General features: G+C 69.5%; 20 protein-coding genes and 1 pseudogene. 8 read left to right on the forward strand and 13 right to left on the reverse strand.

Features of this window, described 5'->3' with window-relative positions:
* Nucleotides 1-128 precede the first annotated feature (128 nt).
* The 7 genes and pseudogenes from QM782_RS21830 to guaB form a co-directional block, all read right to left on the reverse strand.
* Nucleotides 129-407, reverse strand: coding sequence for a hypothetical protein (locus tag QM782_RS21830; protein ID WP_415204967.1), 279 nt, complete (start codon nt 405-407; stop codon nt 129-131).
* 68 nt (nt 408-475) lie between these two features.
* Nucleotides 476-640, reverse strand: a pseudogene (locus QM782_RS21835) (IS5/IS1182 family transposase); the annotation flags it as partial.
* Between the two features lie 360 nt (nt 641-1,000).
* Nucleotides 1,001-2,290 (reverse strand): tyrosine-type recombinase/integrase, encoded by a 1,290-nt coding sequence (locus QM782_RS21840; RefSeq protein ID WP_415204968.1) that lies wholly within the window; start codon nt 2,288-2,290, stop codon nt 1,001-1,003.
* 107 nt (nt 2,291-2,397) lie between these two features.
* On the reverse strand, nt 2,398-2,631 hold the full coding sequence (locus QM782_RS21845) for a hypothetical protein (RefSeq protein ID WP_415204969.1): 234 nt from the start codon (nt 2,629-2,631) through the stop codon (nt 2,398-2,400).
* Nucleotides 2,628-4,247, reverse strand: a complete 1,620-nt coding sequence (guaA, locus tag QM782_RS21850) for a glutamine-hydrolyzing GMP synthase (RefSeq protein ID WP_415204970.1) — start codon at nt 4,245-4,247, stop codon at nt 2,628-2,630. Before guaA ends, QM782_RS21845 begins: the two co-directional genes overlap by 4 nt.
* 53 nt (nt 4,248-4,300) lie before the next feature.
* Entirely contained in the window at nt 4,301-4,798 is a 498-nt protein-coding gene (gene lysM / locus QM782_RS21855) for a peptidoglycan-binding protein LysM (RefSeq protein WP_415204971.1), read from the reverse strand.
* A gap of 36 nt (nt 4,799-4,834) precedes the next feature.
* The gene (gene guaB / locus QM782_RS21860; protein WP_415204972.1) at nt 4,835-6,304 is read right to left on the reverse strand and encodes an IMP dehydrogenase; all 1,470 of its coding nucleotides are present in this window, start codon (nt 6,302-6,304) and stop codon (nt 4,835-4,837) included.
* On the opposite strand from guaB, the gene QM782_RS21865 reads away from it, so the two are divergent.
* Nucleotides 6,305-6,886: a DUF4124 domain-containing protein gene (locus QM782_RS21865; RefSeq protein ID WP_415204973.1), complete on the forward strand. Its 582-nt coding sequence runs from the start codon at nt 6,305-6,307 to the stop codon at nt 6,884-6,886.
* Here the strand turns inward: QM782_RS21865 and QM782_RS21870 are convergent.
* Nucleotides 6,880-7,230 carry an RnfH family protein gene (locus QM782_RS21870; protein WP_415204974.1) on the reverse strand — a complete coding sequence of 117 codons (351 nt, stop codon included), beginning with the start codon at nt 7,228-7,230 and terminating at the stop codon, nt 6,880-6,882. The genes QM782_RS21865 and QM782_RS21870 overlap by 7 nt on opposite strands.
* Nucleotides 7,227-7,667 carry a type II toxin-antitoxin system RatA family toxin gene (locus tag QM782_RS21875; protein WP_415204975.1) on the reverse strand — a complete coding sequence of 147 codons (441 nt, stop codon included), beginning with the start codon at nt 7,665-7,667 and terminating at the stop codon, nt 7,227-7,229. Before QM782_RS21875 ends, QM782_RS21870 begins: the two co-directional genes overlap by 4 nt.
* A gap of 71 nt (nt 7,668-7,738) precedes the next feature.
* Here QM782_RS21875 and smpB point away from each other — a divergent pair, with 71 nt between their 5' ends.
* The gene (gene smpB / locus QM782_RS21880; RefSeq protein WP_415204976.1) at nt 7,739-8,215 is read left to right on the forward strand and encodes an SsrA-binding protein SmpB; all 477 of its coding nucleotides are present in this window, start codon (nt 7,739-7,741) and stop codon (nt 8,213-8,215) included.
* A 25-nt stretch (nt 8,216-8,240) separates the two neighbouring features.
* On the opposite strand, the gene QM782_RS21885 is transcribed toward smpB, so the two are convergent.
* Nucleotides 8,241-10,409: a putative bifunctional diguanylate cyclase/phosphodiesterase gene (locus tag QM782_RS21885; RefSeq protein ID WP_415204977.1), complete on the reverse strand. Its 2,169-nt coding sequence runs from the start codon at nt 10,407-10,409 to the stop codon at nt 8,241-8,243.
* 105 nt (nt 10,410-10,514) lie between these two features.
* On the opposite strand from QM782_RS21885, the gene QM782_RS21890 reads away from it, so the two are divergent.
* Nucleotides 10,515-11,528, forward strand: a complete 1,014-nt coding sequence (locus QM782_RS21890) for a P1 family peptidase (protein ID WP_415204978.1) — start codon at nt 10,515-10,517, stop codon at nt 11,526-11,528.
* A gap of 5 nt (nt 11,529-11,533) precedes the next feature.
* On the forward strand, nt 11,534-12,865 hold the full coding sequence (locus QM782_RS21895) for a TAXI family TRAP transporter solute-binding subunit (RefSeq protein WP_415204979.1): 1,332 nt from the start codon (nt 11,534-11,536) through the stop codon (nt 12,863-12,865).
* On the opposite strand, the gene ettA is transcribed toward QM782_RS21895, so the two are convergent.
* Entirely contained in the window at nt 12,849-14,510 is a 1,662-nt protein-coding gene (ettA, locus tag QM782_RS21900; protein WP_415204980.1) for an energy-dependent translational throttle protein EttA, read from the reverse strand. The two genes, QM782_RS21895 and ettA, sit on opposite strands and share 17 nt — an antisense overlap.
* Before the next feature lie 409 nt (nt 14,511-14,919).
* Here ettA and QM782_RS21905 point away from each other — a divergent pair, with 409 nt between their 5' ends.
* Nucleotides 14,920-16,542, forward strand: a complete 1,623-nt coding sequence (locus QM782_RS21905; RefSeq protein WP_415204981.1) for a DEAD/DEAH box helicase — start codon at nt 14,920-14,922, stop codon at nt 16,540-16,542.
* A gap of 19 nt (nt 16,543-16,561) precedes the next feature.
* Here QM782_RS21905 and QM782_RS21910 read toward each other — a convergent pair whose 3' ends face one another.
* Nucleotides 16,562-16,945 (reverse strand): hypothetical protein, encoded by a 384-nt coding sequence (locus tag QM782_RS21910; protein WP_415204982.1) that lies wholly within the window; start codon nt 16,943-16,945, stop codon nt 16,562-16,564.
* A gap of 51 nt (nt 16,946-16,996) precedes the next feature.
* On the opposite strand from QM782_RS21910, the gene QM782_RS21915 reads away from it, so the two are divergent.
* Nucleotides 16,997-17,905, forward strand: coding sequence for a 2-dehydro-3-deoxygalactonokinase (locus QM782_RS21915; protein ID WP_415204983.1), 909 nt, complete (start codon nt 16,997-16,999; stop codon nt 17,903-17,905).
* 21 nt (nt 17,906-17,926) lie between these two features.
* On the forward strand, nt 17,927-18,565 hold the full coding sequence (locus QM782_RS21920; RefSeq protein WP_415204984.1) for a 2-dehydro-3-deoxy-6-phosphogalactonate aldolase: 639 nt from the start codon (nt 17,927-17,929) through the stop codon (nt 18,563-18,565).
* Between the two features lie 7 nt (nt 18,566-18,572).
* Here QM782_RS21920 and QM782_RS21925 read toward each other — a convergent pair whose 3' ends face one another.
* Nucleotides 18,573-22,355 (reverse strand): EAL domain-containing protein, encoded by a 3,783-nt coding sequence (locus QM782_RS21925; RefSeq protein ID WP_415204985.1) that lies wholly within the window; start codon nt 22,353-22,355, stop codon nt 18,573-18,575.
* Between the two features lie 147 nt (nt 22,356-22,502).
* On the opposite strand from QM782_RS21925, the gene gloA reads away from it, so the two are divergent.
* The gene (gene gloA / locus QM782_RS21930; RefSeq protein WP_415204986.1) at nt 22,503-22,916 is read left to right on the forward strand and encodes a lactoylglutathione lyase; all 414 of its coding nucleotides are present in this window, start codon (nt 22,503-22,505) and stop codon (nt 22,914-22,916) included.
* Nucleotides 22,917-22,927: the final 11 nt, after the last annotated feature.

The following is a 22,927-nucleotide window of genomic DNA, read 5'->3' on the forward strand; positions in this document are numbered from 1 at the left end:
TCGCTCGAAACTTCGTTATAAATCAACACCTTAGACGAGGTGCTGGCGGAGGACTTGTCACCCAACTCACTGTTAGGCTGTACTCGGGTCACTTTTGAGATATCGCAGCACCCTCATAACGGGTCCGATCACGCAGCTTCGATATCTATCAAGCTGGATCGCACCGATCGCTTGGCACTTGGCGAACGACGCACCCTGATCTGGCAGAACTGCGCGATCGTCAACGGACCATCGTCCGCGTCGTACTGCGGCAGCACACCAAGGGTCATGGCCAGTTCGCGAAGCGCAAGATGGATAACCTCAATCTCATCGATGCCGAGGTGCTCGGCCAGGCGCTTCGTGGTATCGCGTGTCACGCCGGTCGTGCTATCGGCGGCGTGATAGTGGACCTCGATCAGATTCGTCATCTCTTGAGGCGACATTCAGGATGCGCTCCAGGGATGGAGATTTTAGGAGCATCTGTGGCGCAGAGCTTGCGGCCCAGGCGTCCGTCCATCTTCATGTGCCCGATTGCCAGTTCTTCGATGGCACTGCGCCGCTTGATCATCGACTTCAAGGTCTTTGTGATGCCACGCTTTTGTCCCGAGCGCAGGATGCGCACGCCCTCGGTGGGTCCCCAGTAGCCCTTGTCCACGATGGCGGTAGGCGACGGTTTGTCTGTTCCGCTCAGGCTACCCCAGCCGGGGGTCGGAAATGCTCTCATTTTGCAAAGCACCCGTTCACGGCCGGGGGTCGGGACGGGGGTTGCTGGGAAGCGTGCCAGTACAAATCAAGATCTTAGACGGCGGCCTGCCCGAGAGCGCCGGAGTCCAACTCGCGACCCCCGGATCATGTGAGATTCCATGAGACGCCCTGACACCAAAAGAAAACGGGCTGCATACATGCAGCCCGTTAAGCGTCCCCTTCTGAGACTCTCCCTGAGACGTCGTGAGACGCCGGCTGGGAAGACAATGGCTGAGCGGACGGAAGTCGAACTCAGCGCCCCCAGCAGCCCTTATGGCTACGCCATGCAACACTCCTCGGTTGCCACTTCACTTCGTTGCCTGCAACCGGTCGGGAAAACTGGTGCCAGCGGGAAAAAAGCAGGCTTGTACGCTTCGCCGGCAGCCCATGCATCGACCATGTTCGCCCACTCCTGAAGCATGTGCCTGCGCGGCTCGGCATATTCCGCCTTGTTGTAGACCAACCGCGACGAATGTCCGCTTTCGTGCGCGAGACACTTTTCGATCCAGTCGCAATTGAAACCGGCCTCGTTAAGCAAGGTAGACCCGGTCCGTCTCAGGTCATGAACCGTGAACGGTTCCAGCGGAAGCCCTGCTGCTTTCGTCCGATCGACGATAAGGCTTGTAACGCGATTCAGTGTGCCCTTCGACATGCATCGATCCGCGTCATAGCGAGAAGGCAACACATACCTCGATCCGGCGGCATACGTGCGCAGCGCGATCATGGTATCGAGCGCTTGGGAAGACAAGTACACGTTGTGCGCCCTCCTCCCTTTCATTCGCGCCTTCGGGATGGTCCATACAGCTGTATTGAAGTCCACCTCGTCCCAGGTCGCCTCGATCAATTCACTCTTGCGCACCAGGGTCAGCAAGATCAAACGCAAGGCAAGCCGGATCGCAGGGTCTGCAGCCACCAGATCAAGCTGCCTGTACATCAACTGGATTTCAGCGGGAGACAGCGCCCGATCCTTTGGTACGAACTTGGCGATGGACGCTGCACCGACCTCGTCCGCAGGATTGGCTACCTTTTCTCCATGCAGGTTGGCGTAATCATAGATCAGCTTGACGACCTCGCGAACATGAATCGCGGTCGCCGGAGCCCCGCGCTCCTTCACGCGCATGCACAGCGCGCGCAGATCCTCCGCGCGAACCTCGCTCAAAAGGCGCCTGCTGAAGTTCGGCAGGATGTCGCGGTTCAACACGCTCTTGAGCACCGCCCGCGTCGATTCAGCCATGATGGCTCCGTACAGCCATTGGGTGGCATGGTCACCGAAGGTCTTGGTTGCAGGACCGCGAGCTTTTTCTCTCTGTTTCTGCAGGGCCGGCGAAACGCCATCACGCAACAGCCGCCTGGCCTCCAAGAGTTTTTCCCGCGCTGCGGCGAGCGAGATCCCGCCATAACCGTAGCGACCGATAGTCAGCGTCTCGCGCCGACCATTGATGCGGTAGTCAAAACGAAAGGAAATGGACCCCGTCGGCGCGATGGCTGCGTACATGCCGTCGCGGTCAGCGACCTTGTAAAGGGTCGCGCGAGGCTTGAAATTCCGAAGGGCGAGGTCTGTGAGCATCTAGACTTTTCTCCTGATTGCGACGGCCAAACGCCGTCACCAATCAAGAGGTGTGCAGATGCCTGCGAACCCGCATGAAACCTAGCTTCCGAGATCAATTTTTACCGTCACCGACGGTATCGTCGCAGCGATCCAGTTTCGGTGTAGTGCAGCCCTAGCGGAAAGAGCTCATTCGTACCGCCAGCCATACCGTCAAAATCTTCTTCTGGCAGCCCCTGATGGGCAAGAGGTCCTGGAGAAGAATCCTTTGAAATCAACAACTTACGAGAGATAAGTTGCCAATGAATTATCTTTGGCGTTTCGTAAGTTATTGATTTTAAATGGAATTTTTCAACTTTCATTCCCACTCGATCGTCGCGGGCGGCTTGGAACTCACGTCGTAAGTCACCCGGTTGATTCCCCTGACTTCATTGATCACCCGCGAGGACACCTTCTTGAGCAGTGCATACGGCAGTTCGGCCCAATCGGCCGTCATGAAGTCGCTGGTCTGCACGGCGCGCAGCGCGACGACGTAGTCGTAGGTGCGGCCGTCGCCCATCACGCCCACGCTCTTGACGGGCAGGAAGACGGCAAACGCCTGGCTGGTCAGGTCGTACCAGGTCTTGCCGCTGGCCTCGTCGCGGAAGTTGCGCAACTCCTCGATGAAGATGGCATCCGCGCGGCGCAGCAGGTCGGCGTATTCCTTCTTCACCTCGCCCAGGATGCGCACGCCCAAACCCGGGCCGGGGAAGGGGTGGCGGTAGACCATCTCGGGTGGCAGGCCCAGCGCCACGCCCAGTTCGCGCACCTCGTCCTTGAACAGGTCGCGCAGCGGCTCCAGCAGCTTCAGGCCCAGCTGCTCGGGCAAGCCGCCGACGTTGTGGTGGCTCTTGATGGTGACGGCCTTCTTGCTCTTGGCGCCGCCGGACTCGATCACGTCGGGGTAGATCGTGCCCTGGGCCAGGAAGGTCGCGCCCTTGTGTCCCTGCCCGCCGGCCTTGAGCTTCGCGGCCTCGGCCTTGAACACCTCGACGAACTCGCGGCCGATGATTTTGCGCTTGTGCTCCGGGTCGCTGACGCCGTTCAGATGGCCCAGGAACTGCGCGCTGGCATCGACGTGGATCACGCGCGCGTGCAACTGGCCCGCGAACATCTCCATGACCATCTTGCCTTCGTCCAGGCGCAGCAGGCCGTGGTCCACGAACACGCAGGTCAGCTGGTCGCCGATGGCGCGATGGATCAGCGCGGCGGCCACGCTGGAGTCCACGCCGCCGGACAGGCCCAGGATCACCTCCTCGTCGCCGACCTGCGCGCGGATCTGCTCCACGGCCTCGGCGATGTGGTCCTTCATGATCCAGTCGGCCCGCGCGCCGCAGATGTCGCGCACGAAGCGCTCCAGGATCGCCGGGCCCTGCCTGGTGTGCGTGACCTCGGGGTGGAACTGCACGGCATAGAAGCGGCGCGCCTCGTCGGCCATGCCGGCGATCGGGCAGCTGTCGGTGGACGCCATCCGCTTGAAGCCGGGCGGCAGCTCGGTGACCTTGTCGCCGTGGCTCATCCAGACGTCCAGCATGCCGTGGCCTTCTGGCGTCTGGAAATCCTGGATGCCGTCGAGCAGCCTGGTGTGGCCGCGCGCGCGCACGGACGCGAAGCCGAACTCGCGCTGGTGGCCGCTCTCGACCTTGCCGCCGAGCTGGTGCGCCATGGTCTGCATGCCGTAGCAGATGCCCAGCACCGGCACGCCCAGCTCGAACACGGCCTGGGGCGCCTTGTCGGTGCTCTCCTCGTACACGCTGGCATGGCTGCCCGACAGGATCACGCCCTTGAGCCTGCCGTCGGCCGCATAGGCCCGCACCCACTCGTCGCCGACGTCGCAGGGGTGGACTTCGCTGTAGACATGGGCCTCGCGCACGCGCCGCGCGATCAGCTGCGTGACCTGGGAGCCGAAGTCGAGGATCAGGATCTTGTCGTGGTTCATCAGTGAAAACGGGCAGCGCGTGCTGCCCGTGTCGGAGAGGGTTGGAAACGGAATCAGGCCTTCGGCGGGATGCGCAGCACCTGGCCGGGGTAGATCTTGTCCGGGTGCGTCAGCATCGGCTTGTTGGCCTCGAAGATCTTGGGGTAGGCGTTGGCGTCGCCGTAGAACTTCTTGGCGATGGCCGACAGCGTGTCGCCGCGCACCACCGTGTGGTACTGGCTCTGGTCCGCGGGCGCGCTGGTCTGGATCTGGTCGTCCACGCCGACCACGCCTTCCACGTTGCCGCAGCACAGGATGATCTTTTCCTTGACCTCCTGCGTCGGCACGGTGCCGCCGACGGTCACGACCTGCGTGGCGCCATCGAAGGCGATCGTCAGCGCATCGGCCGGCAGGTTCTGCGCGCGGATGTAGTCGCCAATCGCCTTGGCGGCCACGTCATTCGCGGCCGCCGCCTTTTCCTGGCTGCCGGGCTCGGCAGCGGCGGCGGCGACCTCCGGCTTCTTGCCGAACAGCTTCTCGCCAGCTTCCTTGATGAAAGACATCAGACCCATCACGTGCTCCTTTGTAGAGGGTTTGCAGGGAACGGGTCATTCTGCCCGATAGTTCGGGGCTTCCTTGGTGATCTGCACGTCGTGCACGTGGCTCTCGCGGATGCCGGCCGTGGTGATCTCCACGAACTCCGCCTTGTTGCGCATTTCCTCGATCGTGGCGCAGCCGCAGTAGCCCATGCTCGCGCGCACGCCGCCGGCCATCTGGTAGACGATGGCGACCATGGAGCCCTTGTACGGCACGCGGCCCTCGATGCCCTCGGGCACCAGCTTGTCGGCGTTCGGGTTGCCGGTGCTCGATTCCTGGAAGTAGCGGTCGGCGCTGCCCTGCTGCATGGCGCCGATGCTGCCCATGCCGCGGTAGCTCTTGTAGCTGCGGCCCTGGAACAGGATCACCTCGCCCGGCGCCTCTTCCGTGCCGGCGAACATGCCGCCCATCATCACGGTGTAGGCGCCCGCCGCGATGGCCTTGGCGATGTCGCCCGAATAGCGGATGCCGCCGTCGGCGATCAGCGGCACGCCAGACCCCTTCAACGCGGTGGCCACGCTGTCCACCGCCATGATCTGCGGCACGCCGACGCCGGCGACGATGCGCGTGGTGCAGATCGAGCCTGGGCCGATGCCCACCTTGACCGCGTCGGCGCCCGCCTCCACCAGCGCCAGCGCCGCGGCGCCGGTGGCGATGTTGCCGCCGACCACGTCGACCTGCGGATAGTTCTGCTTGACCCAGCGCACGCGGTCGATCACGCCCTTGCTGTGCCCGTGCGCGGTGTCCACGACGATCGCGTCCACGCCGGCCCGGACCAAGGCCTCGACGCGCTCCTCGGTGCCCTCGCCCACGCCCACGGCCGCACCCACGCGCAGCCGGCCGGAGGCGTCGCGCGCCGCGTTCGGGAAGGTGTTCTGCTTGGTGATGTCCTTCACCGTGATCAGGCCCTTGAGCTCGAAGGCGTCGTTGACGACCAGCAGCCGCTCCAGCTTGTGCTTGTTCAAGAGCGCCTTGGCCTCGGCCGGCGTGGTGCCGTCCTGCACGGTGATCAGGCGCTCGCGCGGCGTCATGATGTCGCGCACCGGCACGTCGTAGCGGGTCTCGAAGCGCAGGTCACGGCCGGTCACGATGCCGACGACCTTGCCGCCGTCGATGACCGGGAAGCCGGAAATGCCCAGATCCTCGGACAGCTGCATGACCTGCAGCACCGTGTGCTCTGGCGTGATCACGACCGGGTCGCGCAGCACGCCGGACTCGTAGCGCTTCACGCGCGCCACCTCGGCGGCCTGCTGCTGCGGCGTGAGGTTCTTGTGCACGATGCCCATGCCACCCTCCTGCGCGATGGCGATGGCCAGGCGCGCCTCGGTCACGGTGTCCATGGCGGCGGACACGAGCGGCAGATTCAGCGAGATGTTGCGCGAGAAGCGGGTCGCGAGGGAGGTGTCCTTCGGAAGGACCTGGGAGTACGCCGGCACCAGCAACACATCGTCGAAGGTGAGCGCTTTTCCGAGGAGGCGCATGTGTCAAAGCTCCAAAAAAAAGATTGTATCCGTGCGTTCTGCGTACCAAAGGCCAGCGCTAAACTGCCCGGAATGTGGACCAGGCTTGCGTTGCTGTCGTTGGCACTCGGGATGGCCCTGCCCGTGCCGGCCGCCGGCCAGTGGATGTGGCGCGACGCGAATGGCAAGCCGGTGTTCAGCGACCGGTCGCCTCCGCCCGAGGTGCCGGAGCAAGACATCCTGCGACGCCCCAGCGGCGTGCGCCCCCCGGCGGCGCCAGCTTCGGCGACGGCGCCGAGCGCGCCGACTGCCGCAGCCTCGGCCGCGAGCGGCCAGGACCCCCAGCTGGAGCAGCGCCGCCAGCAAGCCGAAGCGGCCGAGGCCGCCCGGCAGAAGGCCGCGCAGGAAGCCCAGGCCAAGGCCCGCGCCGAAAACTGTGCGCGTGCGCGCCAGAGCAAGGCCAACCTGGATTCGGGCATGCGCATCGCGCGCGTCAATGCACAGGGCGAGCGCGAATTCCTCGACGATGCCGCGCGCGCGGCCGAGACGCAGCGCGTGCAGGACGTCATCGCGCGCGACTGCGCACCCCTTGCGGATCAATAGCCCGGCTTGGCGCCCGGCCGGCGCCTGGCGAACAGCCCAGCCGCGCGCGCGCCCTGCCGCGCGAAGCGCTCGCGCCGCGCGACCTTGGGATCGACCTGCAGCCGGCGATAGCACTCCACCCGGTCGCCGTCGCGCAGCAGCTGCGAGGGCGCGGCCGCGCGGCCCCAGATGCCGGCCGGCATCTCGGCCAGCACGACCTCGGCCAGCGCCGGCGCGGCCTGCGCCGCCTGCAGCGCGTCGGCCAGCCGTGCGCCGGCCGGCAATTGCAGATCGAGTTCGACCACCTGGCGCGGCCCCAGCGCCACGGCCACGGTGACCACGGGCCCGGCCGGCTGCAGCGTCATCCGTACACCTGCTCGGCGCGCTTCACGAAGGCGTCGACCAGGCTGCCGGCGATGCGGTCGAACACCGGCCCGACGACCGCACCCAGCGCGCGGCTGGAAAAGCCGTAGCGCAGCATCAGCTCGACGCGGCAGGCCTGCTGGCTGCCGTCGCCCACGGGCGTGAAGCTCCAGTCGCCCTGCAGCTGCGAGAACGGGCCCTTGACCAGCCGCATCGCCACCTGGCGCCCGGGCACGTGCGTGTTGCGCGTGACGAAGCTCTGGTGGAGGCCGGCGAATGCGATGCCGACCTCGGCCGTCATGCCGTCGTCGTGCCGCTCCAGCACCGCGGCGTGGTCGCACCAGGGCAGGAACTGCGGATAGCGCTCGACCTGGGTCACCAGCTCGAACATCTGTTCGGCGCTGTACCAGAGCAGCACGGACTTGTGGACGGTTTTCATGGACAATCGCTGGCTCGCCGGATTCTAGACAGGCTTGCACGCCGGGCCCGCGTCCCCATCTCCACCAGGCCATGGCCAAGAAACCCCAAGCAAGCGCCTCGCGCATCGCCGAGAACAAGAAAGCCGCCTTCAACTACTTCTTCGAGGAGAAGTACGAGGCCGGCATGGTGCTGGAAGGCTGGGAAGTCAAGGCGCTGCGCGAAGGCAAGGTGCAGCTGACCGACGGCTACGTGATCGTGCGCGACGGCGAGCTGTTCGTGCTCGGCTGCCAGATCAACCCGCTGCGGTCCGCCTCCACGCATGTCAACCCGGACGCCGTGCGCACCAAGAAGCTGCTGCTGCACAAGGAGCAGATCAAGCGGCTGATGGGCAAGGTCGAGCAGAAGGGCTACACGCTGGTGCCGCTGAACCTGCACTGGAGCAACGGCAAGGTCAAGTGCGAGATCGCGCTGGCCAAGGGCAAGGCCGAGCACGACAAGCGCGACACCATCAAGGAGCGCGAAGGCAAGCGCGAGGTCGAGCGCGCGATGAAGTCGCGCCACCGCTGAGCGGCGCCACGCGCTGCCCGGCGGCTCACGGCCCGCCGAGCACCGAGGACGAGAACTGCAGCGGCCCGGCCGCGGGGTCGCGCCCCTCGGCCCAGGCCTGCAGCGATTCGGCCGGCATCGGCCGCGCGAAGTGGTAGCCCTGCAGCTCGTCGCACCCCATCTCCAGCAGGATGTCGCTCTGGCCGTGCGTCTCCACGCCCTCGGCCACCACGCGCAGGTCCAGCGCGTGCGACAGGCGGATCACCGCGTCGACCACGGCACGCGCATCGGCGCTCTCCTCCAGGTCCTGCACGAAGCTGCGGTCGATCTTCAACTGGCGCGCCGGCAGCTTGCGCAGGTAGCTCAGGCTGGAATAGCCGGTGCCGAAGTCGTCGATCGACAGGTACACGCCGATGCGCGCCAGGTCCTCGAACGTGCGCAGCGTGGCCTTCATGTCCTCCATGGCCACCGTCTCGGTGATCTCGCACAGCAGCTGCGACGGCGGGACGAAATTGCGCCGCAGCGCCGCCTCGATGCGCCGGACCAGTTCCGGGTCGCGCAGCTGGTGCACCGACAGGTTGATCGACACCCGCATGTGCAGGCCGGCGTCGGCCCAGGCCTGCATCTGCCGGCAGGCCTCGTCGATGACCCAGCCGCCGAGCTGGTTGATCAGGCCGAAGCGTTCGGCCAGCGGGATGAAGATGTCCGGCGGCACCATGCCGCGCTCGGGATGCTGCCAGCGCACCAGCGCCTCCGCGCCGTGGATCTGGCCGCGCCGGCCGTCGACCTTGGGCTGGTAGTGCAGCAGCAGCTGGTCCTTGGCGATGGCCTGGCGCAGGTCGCTCAGCAGGCTGAGCTGGTCGCTCGCGCTGTGGTCCATGTGCGCCGCGAACAAGGCGCAGCTGTTGCCGCCGTTGCGCTTGGCCGCGTACATGGCGGCATCGGCGTTCGCCACCAGCTTGTCGGGCTGGCCGAGGTCTGGGTAGACCACCACGCCGACCGAACACGCGATCTGCATCGCCCGGCCGCACAGCTGGAACGGCTCGCCCAGCGCCTGCACGATGCGGCCGGCCAGCGACATGCAGTCGGCCACGCTGCCGGCATCCTCCACCAGCATCAGGAACTCGTCGCCGCCCACGCGCGCCACCGTGTCGCTGTTGCGGGCCAGGCGCTGCAGCCGCGCGGCGGCCTCCTTCAGCACGGCGTCGCCGGCCGCATGGCCGAACGAGTCGTTGACCGGCTTGAAACCGTCCAGGTCCACGAACAGGACGCCGATCTTCTCGGTCTTGCGCCGGCTGATGCGGTCCACCTCGCGACCATGGCGCGACAGCGCATGCGCCAGGCGGTCCTCGAACAGCAGCCGGTTCGGCAGCCCGGTCAGCGGATCGCTGAACGCGCGGCGGTGCAGCTCGTCGTTGACCGATTGCAACTGCGCATTGGCCTGTTCCAGCGACGAAGCCAGGACGCGCACGCGCTTGCTGCGCGAGCGGCGGTTGTCCAGTACGGCCGCCACCAGCGTCATCACCAGCAACAGCAGGCACGCCATGCCGAGCGCCCTTTCCAGGCTGCTGCCGCCCAGCGCATCGACACTCAGGCAGACCGACCCCTCCGGGAAGCCGGCCGCGGCCATGCCGGCGTAGTGCATGCCTGCGATCGCCAGCCCCATGAGGCTGGCCGCGGCGACCTGGCAGCGCCAGCGCTGCCGCCCGCGGAAGCGGCGCAGCCAGAAGAACAGCCACAGCGCCACGCCGGAGGCCACGACCGCGATGGCGATCGACGCCGCCACCCAGCCGGCATGCCAGACGATGCCCGGCGCCATCTCCAGCGCCGCCATGCCGATGTAGTGCATGGCGCAGATGCCCAGGCCCATGGCCAGGGCCCCGGCCACCACCCGCCGCCAGGTCAGTCCGCCCAGGCTGGCGATGCCCAGCGCGACCGCCGCGGTGGCGACCGCCGCGGCGAGCGAGAGGGCCGTGCGTGCCACGTCGTAGCCCAGCGCGATGGGCAGCGAGAACGCCAGCATGCCGATGAAGTGCATGGACCAGATGCCCACGCCCATCACCAGCGATCCACCGCCCCACCATGCCAGGGCCGCGCCACGCTCGCGCTGCCGCACCCGGCGTGCCAGTTCCAGCGTGACGTAGGACGCGAACACGGCGATCGCCACCGACGCCAGCACGCCCGACGGGTTGTAGGAAACCGGCAGAAAATTCATCGCTCCGAGGGAGGGCAAGGCGTGGCAGTGGCTGCGGAAGAGGGCCTGATTAGACTTTAGTGGCGCACTAATTCTGGAAAACTTTTGCACACAACCAATAACCAATTGATACGTCCACCCGTCGGTGCCGGCGCCATTACCGACGTCGCCGGCATCGCGGTCGGCCATTTCACGGACGCGCGCCGTCCCACCGGCTGCAGCGTGGTGCTCGCCAGCGGCGGCGCCGTCGGCGGCGTGGACGTGCGCGGCGCCGCGCCCGGCACGCGCGAGACCGACCTGCTGGCGCCGGGCAACCTGGTCGAGTGCGTGCACGCCGTGCTGCTGGCCGGCGGCAGCGCCTTCGGCCTGGCCGCCGCCGACGGCGCCATGCGCTGGCTGGAGGAGCGCGGCATCGGCCTGGACGCGCGCTACGCCCGCGTGCCGCTGGTGCCTGCGGCCGTGCTGTTCGACCTGCCGCTGGGCGATGCGCGCATCCGTCCCGATGCCGCGGCCGGCTACGCCGCCTGCCAGGCCGCCGCGCGCACGCCGCCGGCCCAGGGCAACGTGGGCGCCGGGGCCGGCGCCATGGTCGGCAAGATGTTCGGCGCCGCGCGCGCGATGAAGGGCGGCATCGGCACGGCCAGCGTGCAGGTCGATGGCGTCACCGTGGGCGCGCTGGTGGCCTGCAACGCGCTGGGCGACGTGCTCGACCCGGACAGCGGCCGGGTGCTGGCCGGCGCCCGCACGCCCGACGGCGCGGCGCTGCTCGACACGCGCCGTGCCCTGCTGGCCGGACAGGTGCCGCGGCCCATCCTGGCCGGCACCAACACCACGCTGGCGGTGGTGGCCACCGATGCGGCGCTGACCAAGCCGCAGGCCCAGCGCCTGGCCCAGGCCGGGCACGACGGCCTGGCGCGCAGCATCAACCCGGTCCACACCATGTCGGACGGCGACACGGTGTTCGCGTTGGCGACCGGCCTGGCGGCCGCGCCCTCCCCCGGCATGGTGGTGCTGGCCGCACTGGCCGCCGAAGCCGTGGCCCGCGCCACGGTGCAGGCCGTGCTGGCGGCCGAGCCGGTCGCCGCCGGCGACCTGCGGCTGCCCAGCGCCCGCTCGCTGGCGGCCGCGCAGCCGGGATGAGCCGCATGCCACGCCTGCTGCGCCTGGCGCTGCTCGGGCTGCGCGACATGCTGGCCAGCGCCGGGCCGGTGGCGGTGCTGGCCGTCGCCATCCTGGTCGGCGCGTACTGGTACCTGCAGCCGCAGCCGCCGCGCACCGTCACGCTGGCCACCGGGCCGGCCGGCAGCGCCTATGCGGCCTTCGGCCAGCGCTATGCGCAAGCCCTGGCGCGCGACGGCATCACCGTGGTGCTGCGCGCGACCGAGGGCTCGCAGGACAACCTGGCGCTGCTGCGCAACGGCGGGGCCGACGTCGCCTTCGTGCGCGGCGGCAGCGCCGACCCGGTGGCCGACGGCGAGGCCGGCCTGCTGTCGCTGGGCGCGCTGTTCTACGAGCCGCTGTGGGTGTTCTACCGGCACGACGCGCTGCGCCGCACGCCGCAGGGCCTGGCCAGCCTGCGCCGGCTGCGCGTGAACGTGGACAGCCCCGGCAGCGGCGTGCCCGACATCGTGCAGCGCATGCTGCAGGCCAACCGCATCGACCCGGCCACGATGGCGCTGTCGAACCTGGCGCCGGCGCCGGCCGCCGAGGCGCTGCGGGCGGGATTGCTGGACGTGGTGGTGCTGGCCTCGGCGCCAGAATCGCCGCTGGTGCAGCAGCTGCTGCGCTCCTCCGGCATCGGCCTGCTGGACCTGCGGCACGCCGACGCCTACACCCGCATCTTCCCGTTCTTCTCGGCGGTGCAGCTGCCGCGCGGCATCGTGGACCTGGCGGCGGACCTGCCGTCCTCCGACGTCGCGATGGTCGCGGCCACGACCTCGCTGCTGGCGCGCGAAGACACGCACCCGGCCCTGCGCCAGCTGTTCGCGCAGGCCGCCCAGACCCTGCACGGCGAAGCCGGCTGGTTCAACCGGGCGCGCGAGTTCCCGAACACGCGCACCAGCGAGCTGCCGGTCAGCGCCGAGGGCGACCGCGCGATCAACGGCACGCCGCCGTTCTGGCAGCGCTACCTGCCGTTCTGGGCCAGCAACCTGGTCGACCGCATGTGGCTGGTGCTGGGCGGCCTGCTGGTGCTGCTGCTGCCGCTGTCGCGCGTGGTGCCGCCGCTGTACACCTTCCGCGTGCGCCGGCGCGTGTTCCGCTGGTACGGCCGGCTGCGTGAGATCGAGGCGCGGGCCGACCGTGCGGAGCGGCCCGCGCAGGCGCTGCTGGACGAACTCGACGCGCTCGACCGCGTGGTCGACAAGGTCGCCGTGCCGCTGTCGCACACGGACGAGCTGTACGCGCTGCGGCGCAACATCCACGCCGTGCGCAAGCGGGTGCTCGCGCACGGCGAGGCGGCTACTTCAGCGCCTTGAAGCGCATGCGCTTGGGCGCGGCGCCCTCCTCGCCCAGGCGCTTCTTCTTGTCGGCCTCGTACTCCTGGTAGTTGCCGTCGAAGAAGACCCACTGCGAGTCGCCCTCGGCCGCCAGGATGTGCGTGGCGATGCGATCCAGGAACCAGCGGTCGTGGCTGATGACCAGCACGGTACCCGCGTATTCCAGCAGCGCGTCTTCCAGCGCGCGCAGGGTTTCCACGTCCAGGTCGTTCGACGGTTCGTCCAGCAGCAGCACGTTGCCGCCCTGGATCAGCGTCTTGGCCAGGTGCAGCCGGCCGCGCTCGCCGCCGGACAGGTTGCCGACCTTCTTCTGCTGGTCCTGGCCGTTGAAGTTGAAGCGGCCCGCGTAGGCCCGGCTGGCCATCTGGAACTTGCCGACGTTGATGATGTCCAGCCCGCCGGAGATGTCCTCCCAGACGGTCTTGTCGTTGGCCAGCGCGTCGCGCGACTGGTCCACGAAGGCCATCTTGACGGTCTGGCCGACGACGACCTCGCCCGCGTCGGGCTGCTCGCGGCCGGCGATCAGCTTGAACAGCGTGGACTTGCCGGCGCCGTTCGGGCCGATGATGCCGACGATGGCGCCGGCCGGGATGTTGAACGACAGGTCGTCGATCAGCACGCGGTCGCCGAAGCTCTTGGTCACGTTCTTGAACTCGATGACCTGCGTGCCCAGCCGTTCGGCGACCGGGATGAAGATCTCCTGCGTCTCGTTGCGGCGCTGGTATTCGTAGTCGGAGAGTTCCTCGAAGCGGGCGATGCGCGCCTTGCTCTTGGCCTGGCGGCCCTTGGCGTTCTGGCGCACCCACTCCAGTTCCTTCTTCAGCGCCTTGGCGCGGGCCTCCTCGCCCTTCTGCTCGGCCTCCAGGCGGTTCTGCTTCTGCAGCAGCCATTCGCTGTAGTTGCCCTTGTAGGGGATGCCGCGGCCGCGGTCGAGTTCCAGGATCCACTCGGCCGCGTTGTCCAGGAAGTAGCGGTCGTGGGTGATGGCGACCACGGTGCCGGGAAAGCGCTGCAGGAAGATTTCCAGCCACTCGACGGACTCGGCGTCCAGGTGGTTGGTGGGTTCGTCCAGCAGCAGCATGTCGGGCTTGGACAGCAGCAGCTTGCACAGCGCCACGCGGCGCTTCTCGCCGCCGGAGAGCAGGCCGACCTTGGCGTCCCAGGGCGGCAGGCGCAGCGCGTCGGCCGCGATCTCGATCTGGTGCTCCGACTCGGTGCCGGCCGCGGCGATCACCGCCTCCAGCTCGGCCTGCTCGGCCGCGAGCTTGTCGAAGTCGGCATCGGGCTCGGCGTAGGCGGCGTAGACCTCCTCGAGCCGCTGCTTGGCCGCGTTGACCTCGGCCATGGCCTCGTCGATCTCCTGGCGCACGGTGTGCTCGGGATCGAGCTGCGGCTCCTGCGGCAGGTAACCGATGGACAGGCCGGGCATGGGCGTGGCCTCGCCCTCGATCTCCTTGTCGATGCCGGCCATGATCTTCAGCAGCGAGGACTTGCCCGAGCCGTTCAGGCCCAGCACGCCGATCTTGGCGCCGGGGAAGAAGGACAGCGATATGTCTTTCAAGATCTGCCGCTTGGGCGGCACGGTCTTGGAGACGCGGTTCATGGTGTAGACGTACTGGGCCATGGCGTTTTCTTGCGATTGAAGGGTGATGGACCTGAGCTCGGAAACCCGGCGGACGCCGCCGGAGCGCGGTACTGCAGGAATGTCCTGCCGCCAGCAGCACGGCCCAATGGCCGGAGAAGCGGCCTGCGGCGTGAGCCGCGTGGCATTGCCGAGGCGATGCCGACGAGGCGGGAGTCTAGCGCAGCAGGCCCCGCGCGGCGCGGGCCACGCGACTCGTGCGACAATCGCGCCTTCGCCGGGCACGGTCACCCGCGAACGGCCTTCTGCCGGGGACACCGGAAGCCTCCTTCCCAGCCTCCCGCCTCCAACCGATCTGCCCTCGACTGGTCCGGCGCCGCAGCCCGCGCGCCGCGGCAGGCAGACATCCGAAGAAGAACCACGCGCCAGGCAACGGCGCTCTCCTGACTTCATGACATTCGACGAACTGAACCTGGCTCCGGCCATCCTGAAGGCCGTGCGCGAGCAAGGCTACGAAACCCCCACCGCGATCCAGGCCCAGGCCATTCCGGTCGTGCTCGAGGGCCGCGACCTGCTGGGCGGCGCCCAGACCGGCACCGGCAAGACCGCCGCCTTCACGCTGCCGATGCTGCAGCGCCTGTCCGCGGGCCAGGCCCCGCGCAGCAAGTTCGGCGGCAAGGCCGTCCGCGCCCTGGTGCTGACGCCGACGCGCGAGCTCGCCGCCCAGGTCGAGGAATCGGTGCAGACCTACGGCAAGTACCTGGACCTGGACTCCACCGTGATCTTCGGCGGCGTGGGCATGAACCCGCAGATCGACCGCATGCGCAAGGGCGTGGACGTGCTGGTCGCCACGCCCGGCCGCCTGCTGGACCTGCAGCAGCAAGGCGCGATGGACCTGTCGCAGGTGCAGATCCTGGTGCTGGACGAAGCCGACCGCATGCTGGACATGGGCTTCATCCACGACGTGAAGAAGGTGCTGGCGCTCCTGCCCAGGGACAAGCAGAGCCTGCTGTTCTCGGCCACCTTCAGCGACGAGATCCGCGACCTGGCCGGCACGCTGCTCAAGGAGCCGCAGCACATCCAGGTCACGCCGCGCAACACCACGGTGCAGCGCATCACGCAGGTGATCCACCCGGTGGGCCGCAGCAAGAAAAAGGCCGCGCTGCTGCACATCATCCAGCAGCACGACTGGAGCCAGGTGCTGGTGTTCACGCGCACCAAGTTCGGTGCCAACCACGTGGCCGAGTTCCTGAACAAGAACGGTGTGACGGCCATGGCGCTGCACGGCAACAAGAGCCAGGGCGCGCGCACGCAGGCGCTGGCCGGCTTCAAGAGCGGCGACATCCGCGCGCTGGTGGCCACCGACATCGCCGCGCGCGGCATCGACATCGACGACCTGCCGCACGTCGTGAACTACGAGATCCCGAACGTCTGCGAGGACTACGTGCACCGCATTGGCCGCACTGGCCGCGCCGGCGCCAGCGGCGAGGCCGTGAACCTGGTCTGCATGGACGAGGAAGGCTTCATGCAGGACATCGAGGACTTCACCAAGCAGCGCATCCCGGTGCAGGTGATCGAGGGCTTCGGCCCCGAGCCGGGCGAGAAGGCCGAGCCCATCGCCATGGGCCGCCAGACGCTGTGGGGCGGCGCCGGCAAGCCGCCGAGCCGCGAGGTGATGGCGGCCGCGGCCAAGGCCGCGCGCTCCGAGATGATGCAGCGCATCCGCGAGAACAAGGGCGCCAACGGTGGCGGTGGTAGCGGCGGCGGCGGACGTGGCGGCAACGGCGGCGGCCAGCGCTCCGGCCAGCCGCAGCAGCGCCCGCAGGGCGGCAGCGCCCGGCCGGCCAGTGGCCACAACGGCCCGCGCCACGGCGCCGGCGGCAATGGCCACGGGCATGGCGGCCAGCCCGATCCGCTGCGCACCTCGACGCTGGGCGGCCGCGCCAAGCCGGCGCAGCGCAGCGGCGGCGGCCAGCCCGACCCGATGCGCACCAGCGTGGACAGCATGGGTGGCGGCGGCCGCAACCGCGGCTACCGCGGTGGCCACCGGGGCGGCGGCGGCTTCGGCCGCTGAGCCTCAGAAGCCGTGAATCTCAGGCCCTGACGAACAGCGTGCGCAGGGGCTCGTCGCCGACCTGGCGGCTCCAGTGCCCGTGCACGCCGGCGTCGAACGTGGCGCCCGCAGGCAGCACGTCGTTGGAATAGAAATGCTCGCCCGGGCCGAACACCCGCGAGCTGCCGTCCTGCAGGCCGATCTCCATGCGGCCGGACAGGATCACCACCCACTGCGGCGTGGTGGTCACGTGGAACTGGCTGCGAAAGCCCACCGGGCTCTCGCGCAACTGGTAGCCCCCGCTGGGCAGCAGCGCCGACAGCATGGACTGCGGCGTGCCCTCGTCCAGCGGCACCTCCTCCTCCCTGAAGCGGGCGCGGCCGTCGGCATCGGTGAACAGGATAGTCTTGCGAAAACTGGTCATGGCATGGTTCCGGGAAAGCCGCGATTGTCGCGCGCGGTATAACCGCGGCCCATGACCCAAGCACCCTCCACCACGGCCCACCTGCTGGCCATCGACTGGGGCACCAGTTCCCTGCGCGGCGCGCTGCTGGCGGCTGACGGTCGCGTGATCGACGAGCGCGGCTTCGCGCGTGGCATCCTGACCGTGCCGGCCGGCGGCTTCGAGGCCGCGCTGGACGAAGCGTTCGGCGACTGGCGCACCGATGGCCGGCCCTGCCTGATCTCCGGCATGGCCGGCAGCCGGCAGGGCTGGGTCGAGGCGCCCTACTGCCCCTGCCCGGCCGGCTTCGCCGAACTGGCGGCCCGCCTGGCGCGGCCGGCCACGGCCCGCGCCGCGGCGCCGGTGGCCATCGTGCCCGGCCTGAGCTGCGAGCACGACGGCATGCCCGACGTGATGCGCGGCGAGGAAGTCCAGATCTTCGGCGCCGCCCGCATGGCGGGACTCGCCGACGGCCAGTTCGTGCTGCCCGGCACGCACAGCAAGTGGGCCGTGCTGCGCGGCGGCCGCGTGACGGGCTTTCGCAGCTTCATGACCGGCGAGGTCTACGCGCTGCTGAGCGGGCACTCCATCCTCTCGCGCACGCTGGATGCGCAGGCCGCGTTCGACGAAGCCTGGTTCGTGCGCGGCGTGGAACGCGCCCGCGCGCCGGGCGGCCTGCTGCACCATGCGTTCGGCACGCGCACGCTGGCCTTGTTCGACCGGCTCGGCCCGCAGCAGGCGCCGAGCTACCTGTCCGGCCTCGTCATCGGCGACGAGCTGCACCAGGCGGCCCCGCAGCCGGACCAGCCGCTGGTGCTGATCGGCAGCGAGACGCTGACCGCGCGCTACGCACTGGCGCTGCAGGTGCTGGGCGTTCCCAGCACCCGGCGCGGCGCCGCCGCCACCTGGGCCGGCCTGCACGCGCTGGCCGCTTCCCTCTGAAACTCCAAGGAGCCTCCTCCCATGTCCGCCTCCGACCTGTTGACCGCCGCCATGCAGCACCTGCCGCTGGTGGCCATCCTGCGCGGCCTCGCGCCCGCCGAGGCGCCGGCCGTCGGCCAGGCGCTGGACGCGGCCGGCTTCACGCTGCTGGAAGTGCCGCTGAATTCGCCGCAGCCGCTGGACAGCATCGCCGCGCTGTCCGCGCAGCACCCGGGCAAGCTGGTCGGCGCCGGCACCGTGCTGCGCGCGGCCGAGGTGCGCGAGGTGCATGCGGCCGGCGGCCGGCTGATCGTCGCGCCGAACTTCGAGGCCGAGGTCGTGCGCGCCGCCGTCGCGCTGGACATGGTCGCCCTGCCCGGCATCCTCACGCCGACCGAGGCTTTCGCGGCGCTGGCCGCCGGCGCGCACGGGCTCAAGCTGTTCCCGGCCGAGATGGCTTCGCCGGCCGCGGTGCGGGCGCTGCTGGCGGTGCTGCCCAAGGGCACGCCGCTGATGCCGGTGGGCGGCGTCTCGGCCGCCAACCTGGCCGACTGGCGCGCCGCCGGCGCAGCCGGCTGCGGCATCGGCTCGGCGTTGTACAAGCCCGGCAAGAGCGCCGCGGCCGTGCGGCAGGACGCGCTGGCGTTCGCGGCCGCGTGGCACGGCGCGCAGCGCGCCTGAGCGCCGTTCAGCCCGCGGCGAGGCGCTCGCGCAGCAGCCGGTCGAGCGCGTCGGCCGCCATCGGCTTGCCGAAGTAGTAGCCCTGGTAGGCCTCGCAGCCCTCGCGCGCGAGGAAGTCGCACTGCTCGGCCGTCTCCACGCCCTCGGCGATCACGGCCAGGCCCATGGTCTTGGCCAGCGCGATCACCGTGCGCGCGATGGCCGCGTCGTTGGCATCGGTCAGCACGTCGCGCACGAAGGACTGGTCGATCTTGAGCTGGTCCAGCGGCAGCGTCTTCAGGTAGCTCAGCGAAGAGTAGCCGGTGCCGAAGTCGTCCAGCGCGAAGCCCAGGCCCAGCGCCTTCAGCGCCTCCATCTTGGACGCCACGGCCTGCAGGTCGTCGGCCACCACGCTCTCGGTCAGCTCCAGCTTGAGCCGGGCCGGATCGGCGCCGGCCTGCTCCAGCACGGTGCGCACCTGGCGCACGAAATCCGCATGCCGCAGCTGGCGCGCGCTGACGTTCACCGCCATCGTCAGGTGCGACCACCCGGGCCGCCCGCGCCAGGCCGCCAGCTGGGCGCAGGCCAGCTCCAGCACGCGCTGGCCCAGCAGCAGAATCATGCCGGTCTCCTCGGCCAGCGGGATGAACTCGGCAGGCGACACCACGCCGCGCACCGGGTGGCGCCAGCGCACCAGCGCCTCCACGCCGGTGATGCGCCCGGCACGGTCGACCTGGGGCTGGAAGTGCAGGAAGAACTCGCGCTGCACGAACGCCTGGCGCAGGTCGCCCTCCAGCGCGGCGCGCGCCGTCACGGCGGCCTGCAGGCCGGGATCGAAGAAGCGCAGCGTGTGCCGGCCGGCGGCCTTGGCCTGGTACATCGTGATGTCGGCCTGCTTGAGCAACTCGCCGGCGCTCTCGGTGTCGGCGCCGAAGCGGGCCACGCCCATGCTGGCCGTGCTCTGGTGCTCGTAGCCGTCGAGCCGGTAGGGCTGGGCCAGCGCGGCCAGGATCTTCTCGCCGACCCGGCGCGCCTGCACCGCGACCTCCTCGGGCACGGGGCTCAGCTCCTCCAGCACGATCACGAACTCGTCGCCGCCCAGCCGGGCCACGGTGTCGACCTCGCGCACGCAGGCCACCAGCCGCAGCGCCACCTGCTGCAGCAGCATGTCGCCCTTGTCGTGGCCCAGCGTGTCGTTCAGCGTCTTGAAGTTGTCCAGGTCCAGGCACAGCAGCGCGCCGCCGGTGCCGTGGCGCGCACAACTGGCCAGGGCCTTGAGCAGCCGGTCCTGCAGCAGCTGCCGGTTCGGCAGGCTGGTCAGGCCGTCGTAGAAGGCCAGCTTCTGGATCTTGGCCTCGGACAGCTTGCGCTGGGTGATGTCGGTGTCCATCATCAGCACCGACAGCGGCGTGCCCGCGTCGTCGCGCACCAGCGTCCAGCGCGCCTCCACCTGCACGACGCTGCCCGGCCTGCGCCGGCGCGCGACCTCGCCGCTCCATTCGCCGCTGGCCATCAGCGCGTCGAGCCCCCGCGCGTGGACGGACTCGTCGTCCACCAGCAGCTGCACTACCGGGCGGCCCATGGCCTCCTCGGCCGGCCAGCCGTAGAGCGATTCGGCGCTCCGGTTCCAGTACTCCACGCGGCCTTCCAGGTCGGCCACGACGATCGCGTCGCGGGCCTTGTCCAGCAGCGAGGCCTGGTGGCGGATGCGCTCGTCGGCGCGGCGCCGGTCCAGCTCGGCCGCCACGCGCACGGCGAAGATGCGCAGCGTGGACGCCAGGAACTCCTGGTGCCGCAGCGGCTCCTCGAAGGCCACCAGCACCAGCCCGCAGACCTGGCCTTGCGCGTCGAACAGGCTGTGGCCGGTGTAGGCCTGCGCGCCGATGGCGGCCAGCAGCGGGTCCTGCGCGAACTCCTGCGCCACCCCCTCCGTGATCACCCAGAAGCCGTCGGCCAGCCGCGCCGCCAGCCGGCTGCCGGCCAGCGGCACGTCGAAGTTGCGCCGGACGCGGCCGTGCACCACAGCGCCCAGCGTGCGCGCGACCAGCGTGCCGCGGTCCAGCGTGGCGATGAAGCCGGCCTGCGCCCCCAGCGCGTCGGCCATGTTGCGGGCCAGCTGGCCGAAGAACTCGGTGCCGGTGCTGGCCGAGACCGCCGCCGCCACCTTCAGCATGGCGGTTTGGATGCGCCGCTGCGCCTCCTGCGTGCAGCGTTGCTGGGCGCGGGCGCGCAGGTTCACGATGCCGAAGGCCAGGTCGTCGGCCAGCGACTTCAGCAGCGACACCTCGTCCTCGCTCGGCGTGGCCACCTCGCCGCGGTACAGGTAGAACAGCCCGAAGGTGCGCTCGCCGTCGCGCAGCGGCAGGCAGACCAGGCCGCGGTAGCCGCGGGCCAGCGCACGGACGCCCCAGCCGCTGCAGCGCGGGTCGCATTCGATGTCGGGCACGATGATCAGCTCGCCGGTGCGGATCGTCAGCGCCCCTGGCCGGTGGCCGTCCGGGTCCTCGTCCGACCAGGTCATGCGGAAGCTGTCGACGTAGCCGCCGTTGTCGCCGACCGCGGCGGCCGGCTCGATGGACTTGCGTGCATCGTCGCGCGCGAAGCCGGCCCAGGCCATCGCGTAGCCGCCGATCTCCACCGTGATGCGGCACACCTCCTGCAGCAGGGCCTGCTCCGAGGTCGCGCGCACCAGGCTCTCGTTGCAGGCCGACAGCATGCGCTGCGCCCGGCTCACGCGGGCCAGCGCCTGCTCGGCCCGCAGGCGCGCGGTGATGTCCTGCACGCGCGACAGGCGCGCCACGCGCCCGTCGAAATCGATGCTGGTGCCCGAGACCTCCACGTCCAGCGCGCTACCGTCCTTGCGGCGATGGCGCATGCGGACGTTCGCGAACTCGGGCACGGGAAAGGGTTCGCGGCCGACCGGCTCGTCCTCGGCCAGTAGCATGGGCAGCCGCCGGCCCACCAGTTCCTCCTGCGTGTAGCCGTACTGCAGGATGGCCGCCTGGTTGGCCGCCAGGATGCGCAGCGTCTGCCGGTCGGACACGAACATCGGCTGCGGGTTGAGGTCGAACAGCATGCGGTACTGCTCGGCCGAGGCGCGCAGCCGCTCGTGCAGGCGATGGCGGTCGATCGTGACGCCCAGCGTCTCCCCGAGGATCCGCAGGTTGGCGATGTCCGGGTCGTAGAAGGCCTGCGGCCGGACGTAGCAGGCCTCCAGCACGCCGATCATCTCCTCGCCCGAGCGCAGCGGCGCGATGACCACCGAACGCACGCCGTCGGCCAGCGCACGCTCGCGGTCCACCCGGTCGTCCGTGGTCGTGTCGGCGCAGACCATCACGCGGCGCTGCGCCAGCGTCCTGCCGGCCAGGCTGATCGCCATGTTCGAGCGCCGGCCGACCCGGCCGGCCACGATGCCGCTGGCGGCCCGGGCCACCAGCACGCCGTCCTCGGCCAGCTGCAGCAGGCAGCCATCGGCGTGCAGCAGCTCCTGGGTGCGCCGCACGGCCAGGTCCATCAGCGTCTCCAGCGGCACGTCCAGCGCCGCGAAGTCCTGCTGCAGCTGGGCGATGCGCGCGCGATCCTGCACGTCGCGGCGCTCGACCTGCTGCGCGCGCGTGTGCACCTGCAGGTCCATGCGGCCCGCCATCTCGCGGAAACGCCGCTCGCTGTCCGCCACCGCGCGGCGCAGCGGCAGCGTGTCCGCCCGATCGCCCAGGGCCTGCAGCACGGGGGCGATCAGCCAGTCGAACTCGGGGTCCGGGGGGCCGTCGGGAAGGGTGGGATCGTGATCGAACGGAAAATCAGGCGGCATCGTACTCAAGGTACCCGATCGTGGCACAGTCACGGCGGCCGGACGTGCACGAGCACCGCCGCGCGTCGGGCACCGCGGGCCGTCCGGCGCGACCGCGATCCGTGCGCGCCGACAGCGGCGGCAGCGAGGCGGCGGCACAATCGCCGCATGAGAATCCTCCACACGATGCTACGCGTCGGCGACCTGCAGCGCTCGATCGACTTCTACACCCAGGTGCTCGGCATGCAACTGCTGCGCACCTCCGAAAACCCCGAGTACAAGTACTCCCTGGCCTTCCTCGGCTACGGCAGCAATCCAGACCATGCCGAGATCGAGCTGACCTACAACTGGGGCGTGGACCGCTACGAGCTGGGCACGGCCTACGGCCACATCGCCCTGGGCGTGCCCGACGCCTACGCCGCCTGCGAGCGCATCAAGGCCGCCGGTGGCCAGGTCACGCGCGAGGCCGGCCCGGTGAAGGGCGGCACCACGGTGATCGCCTTCGTGACGGACCCGGACGGCTACAAGATCGAACTCATCCAGCGCCCGAACGACCAGGCCAGCGGCACCGGCCTGCGCTGACCGGCGCCCCG

The sequence above is a fragment of the Pseudorhodoferax sp. genome (genome assembly GCF_047601025.1).
Taxonomy (GTDB): Bacteria; Pseudomonadota; Gammaproteobacteria; order Burkholderiales; family Burkholderiaceae_C; genus Pseudorhodoferax.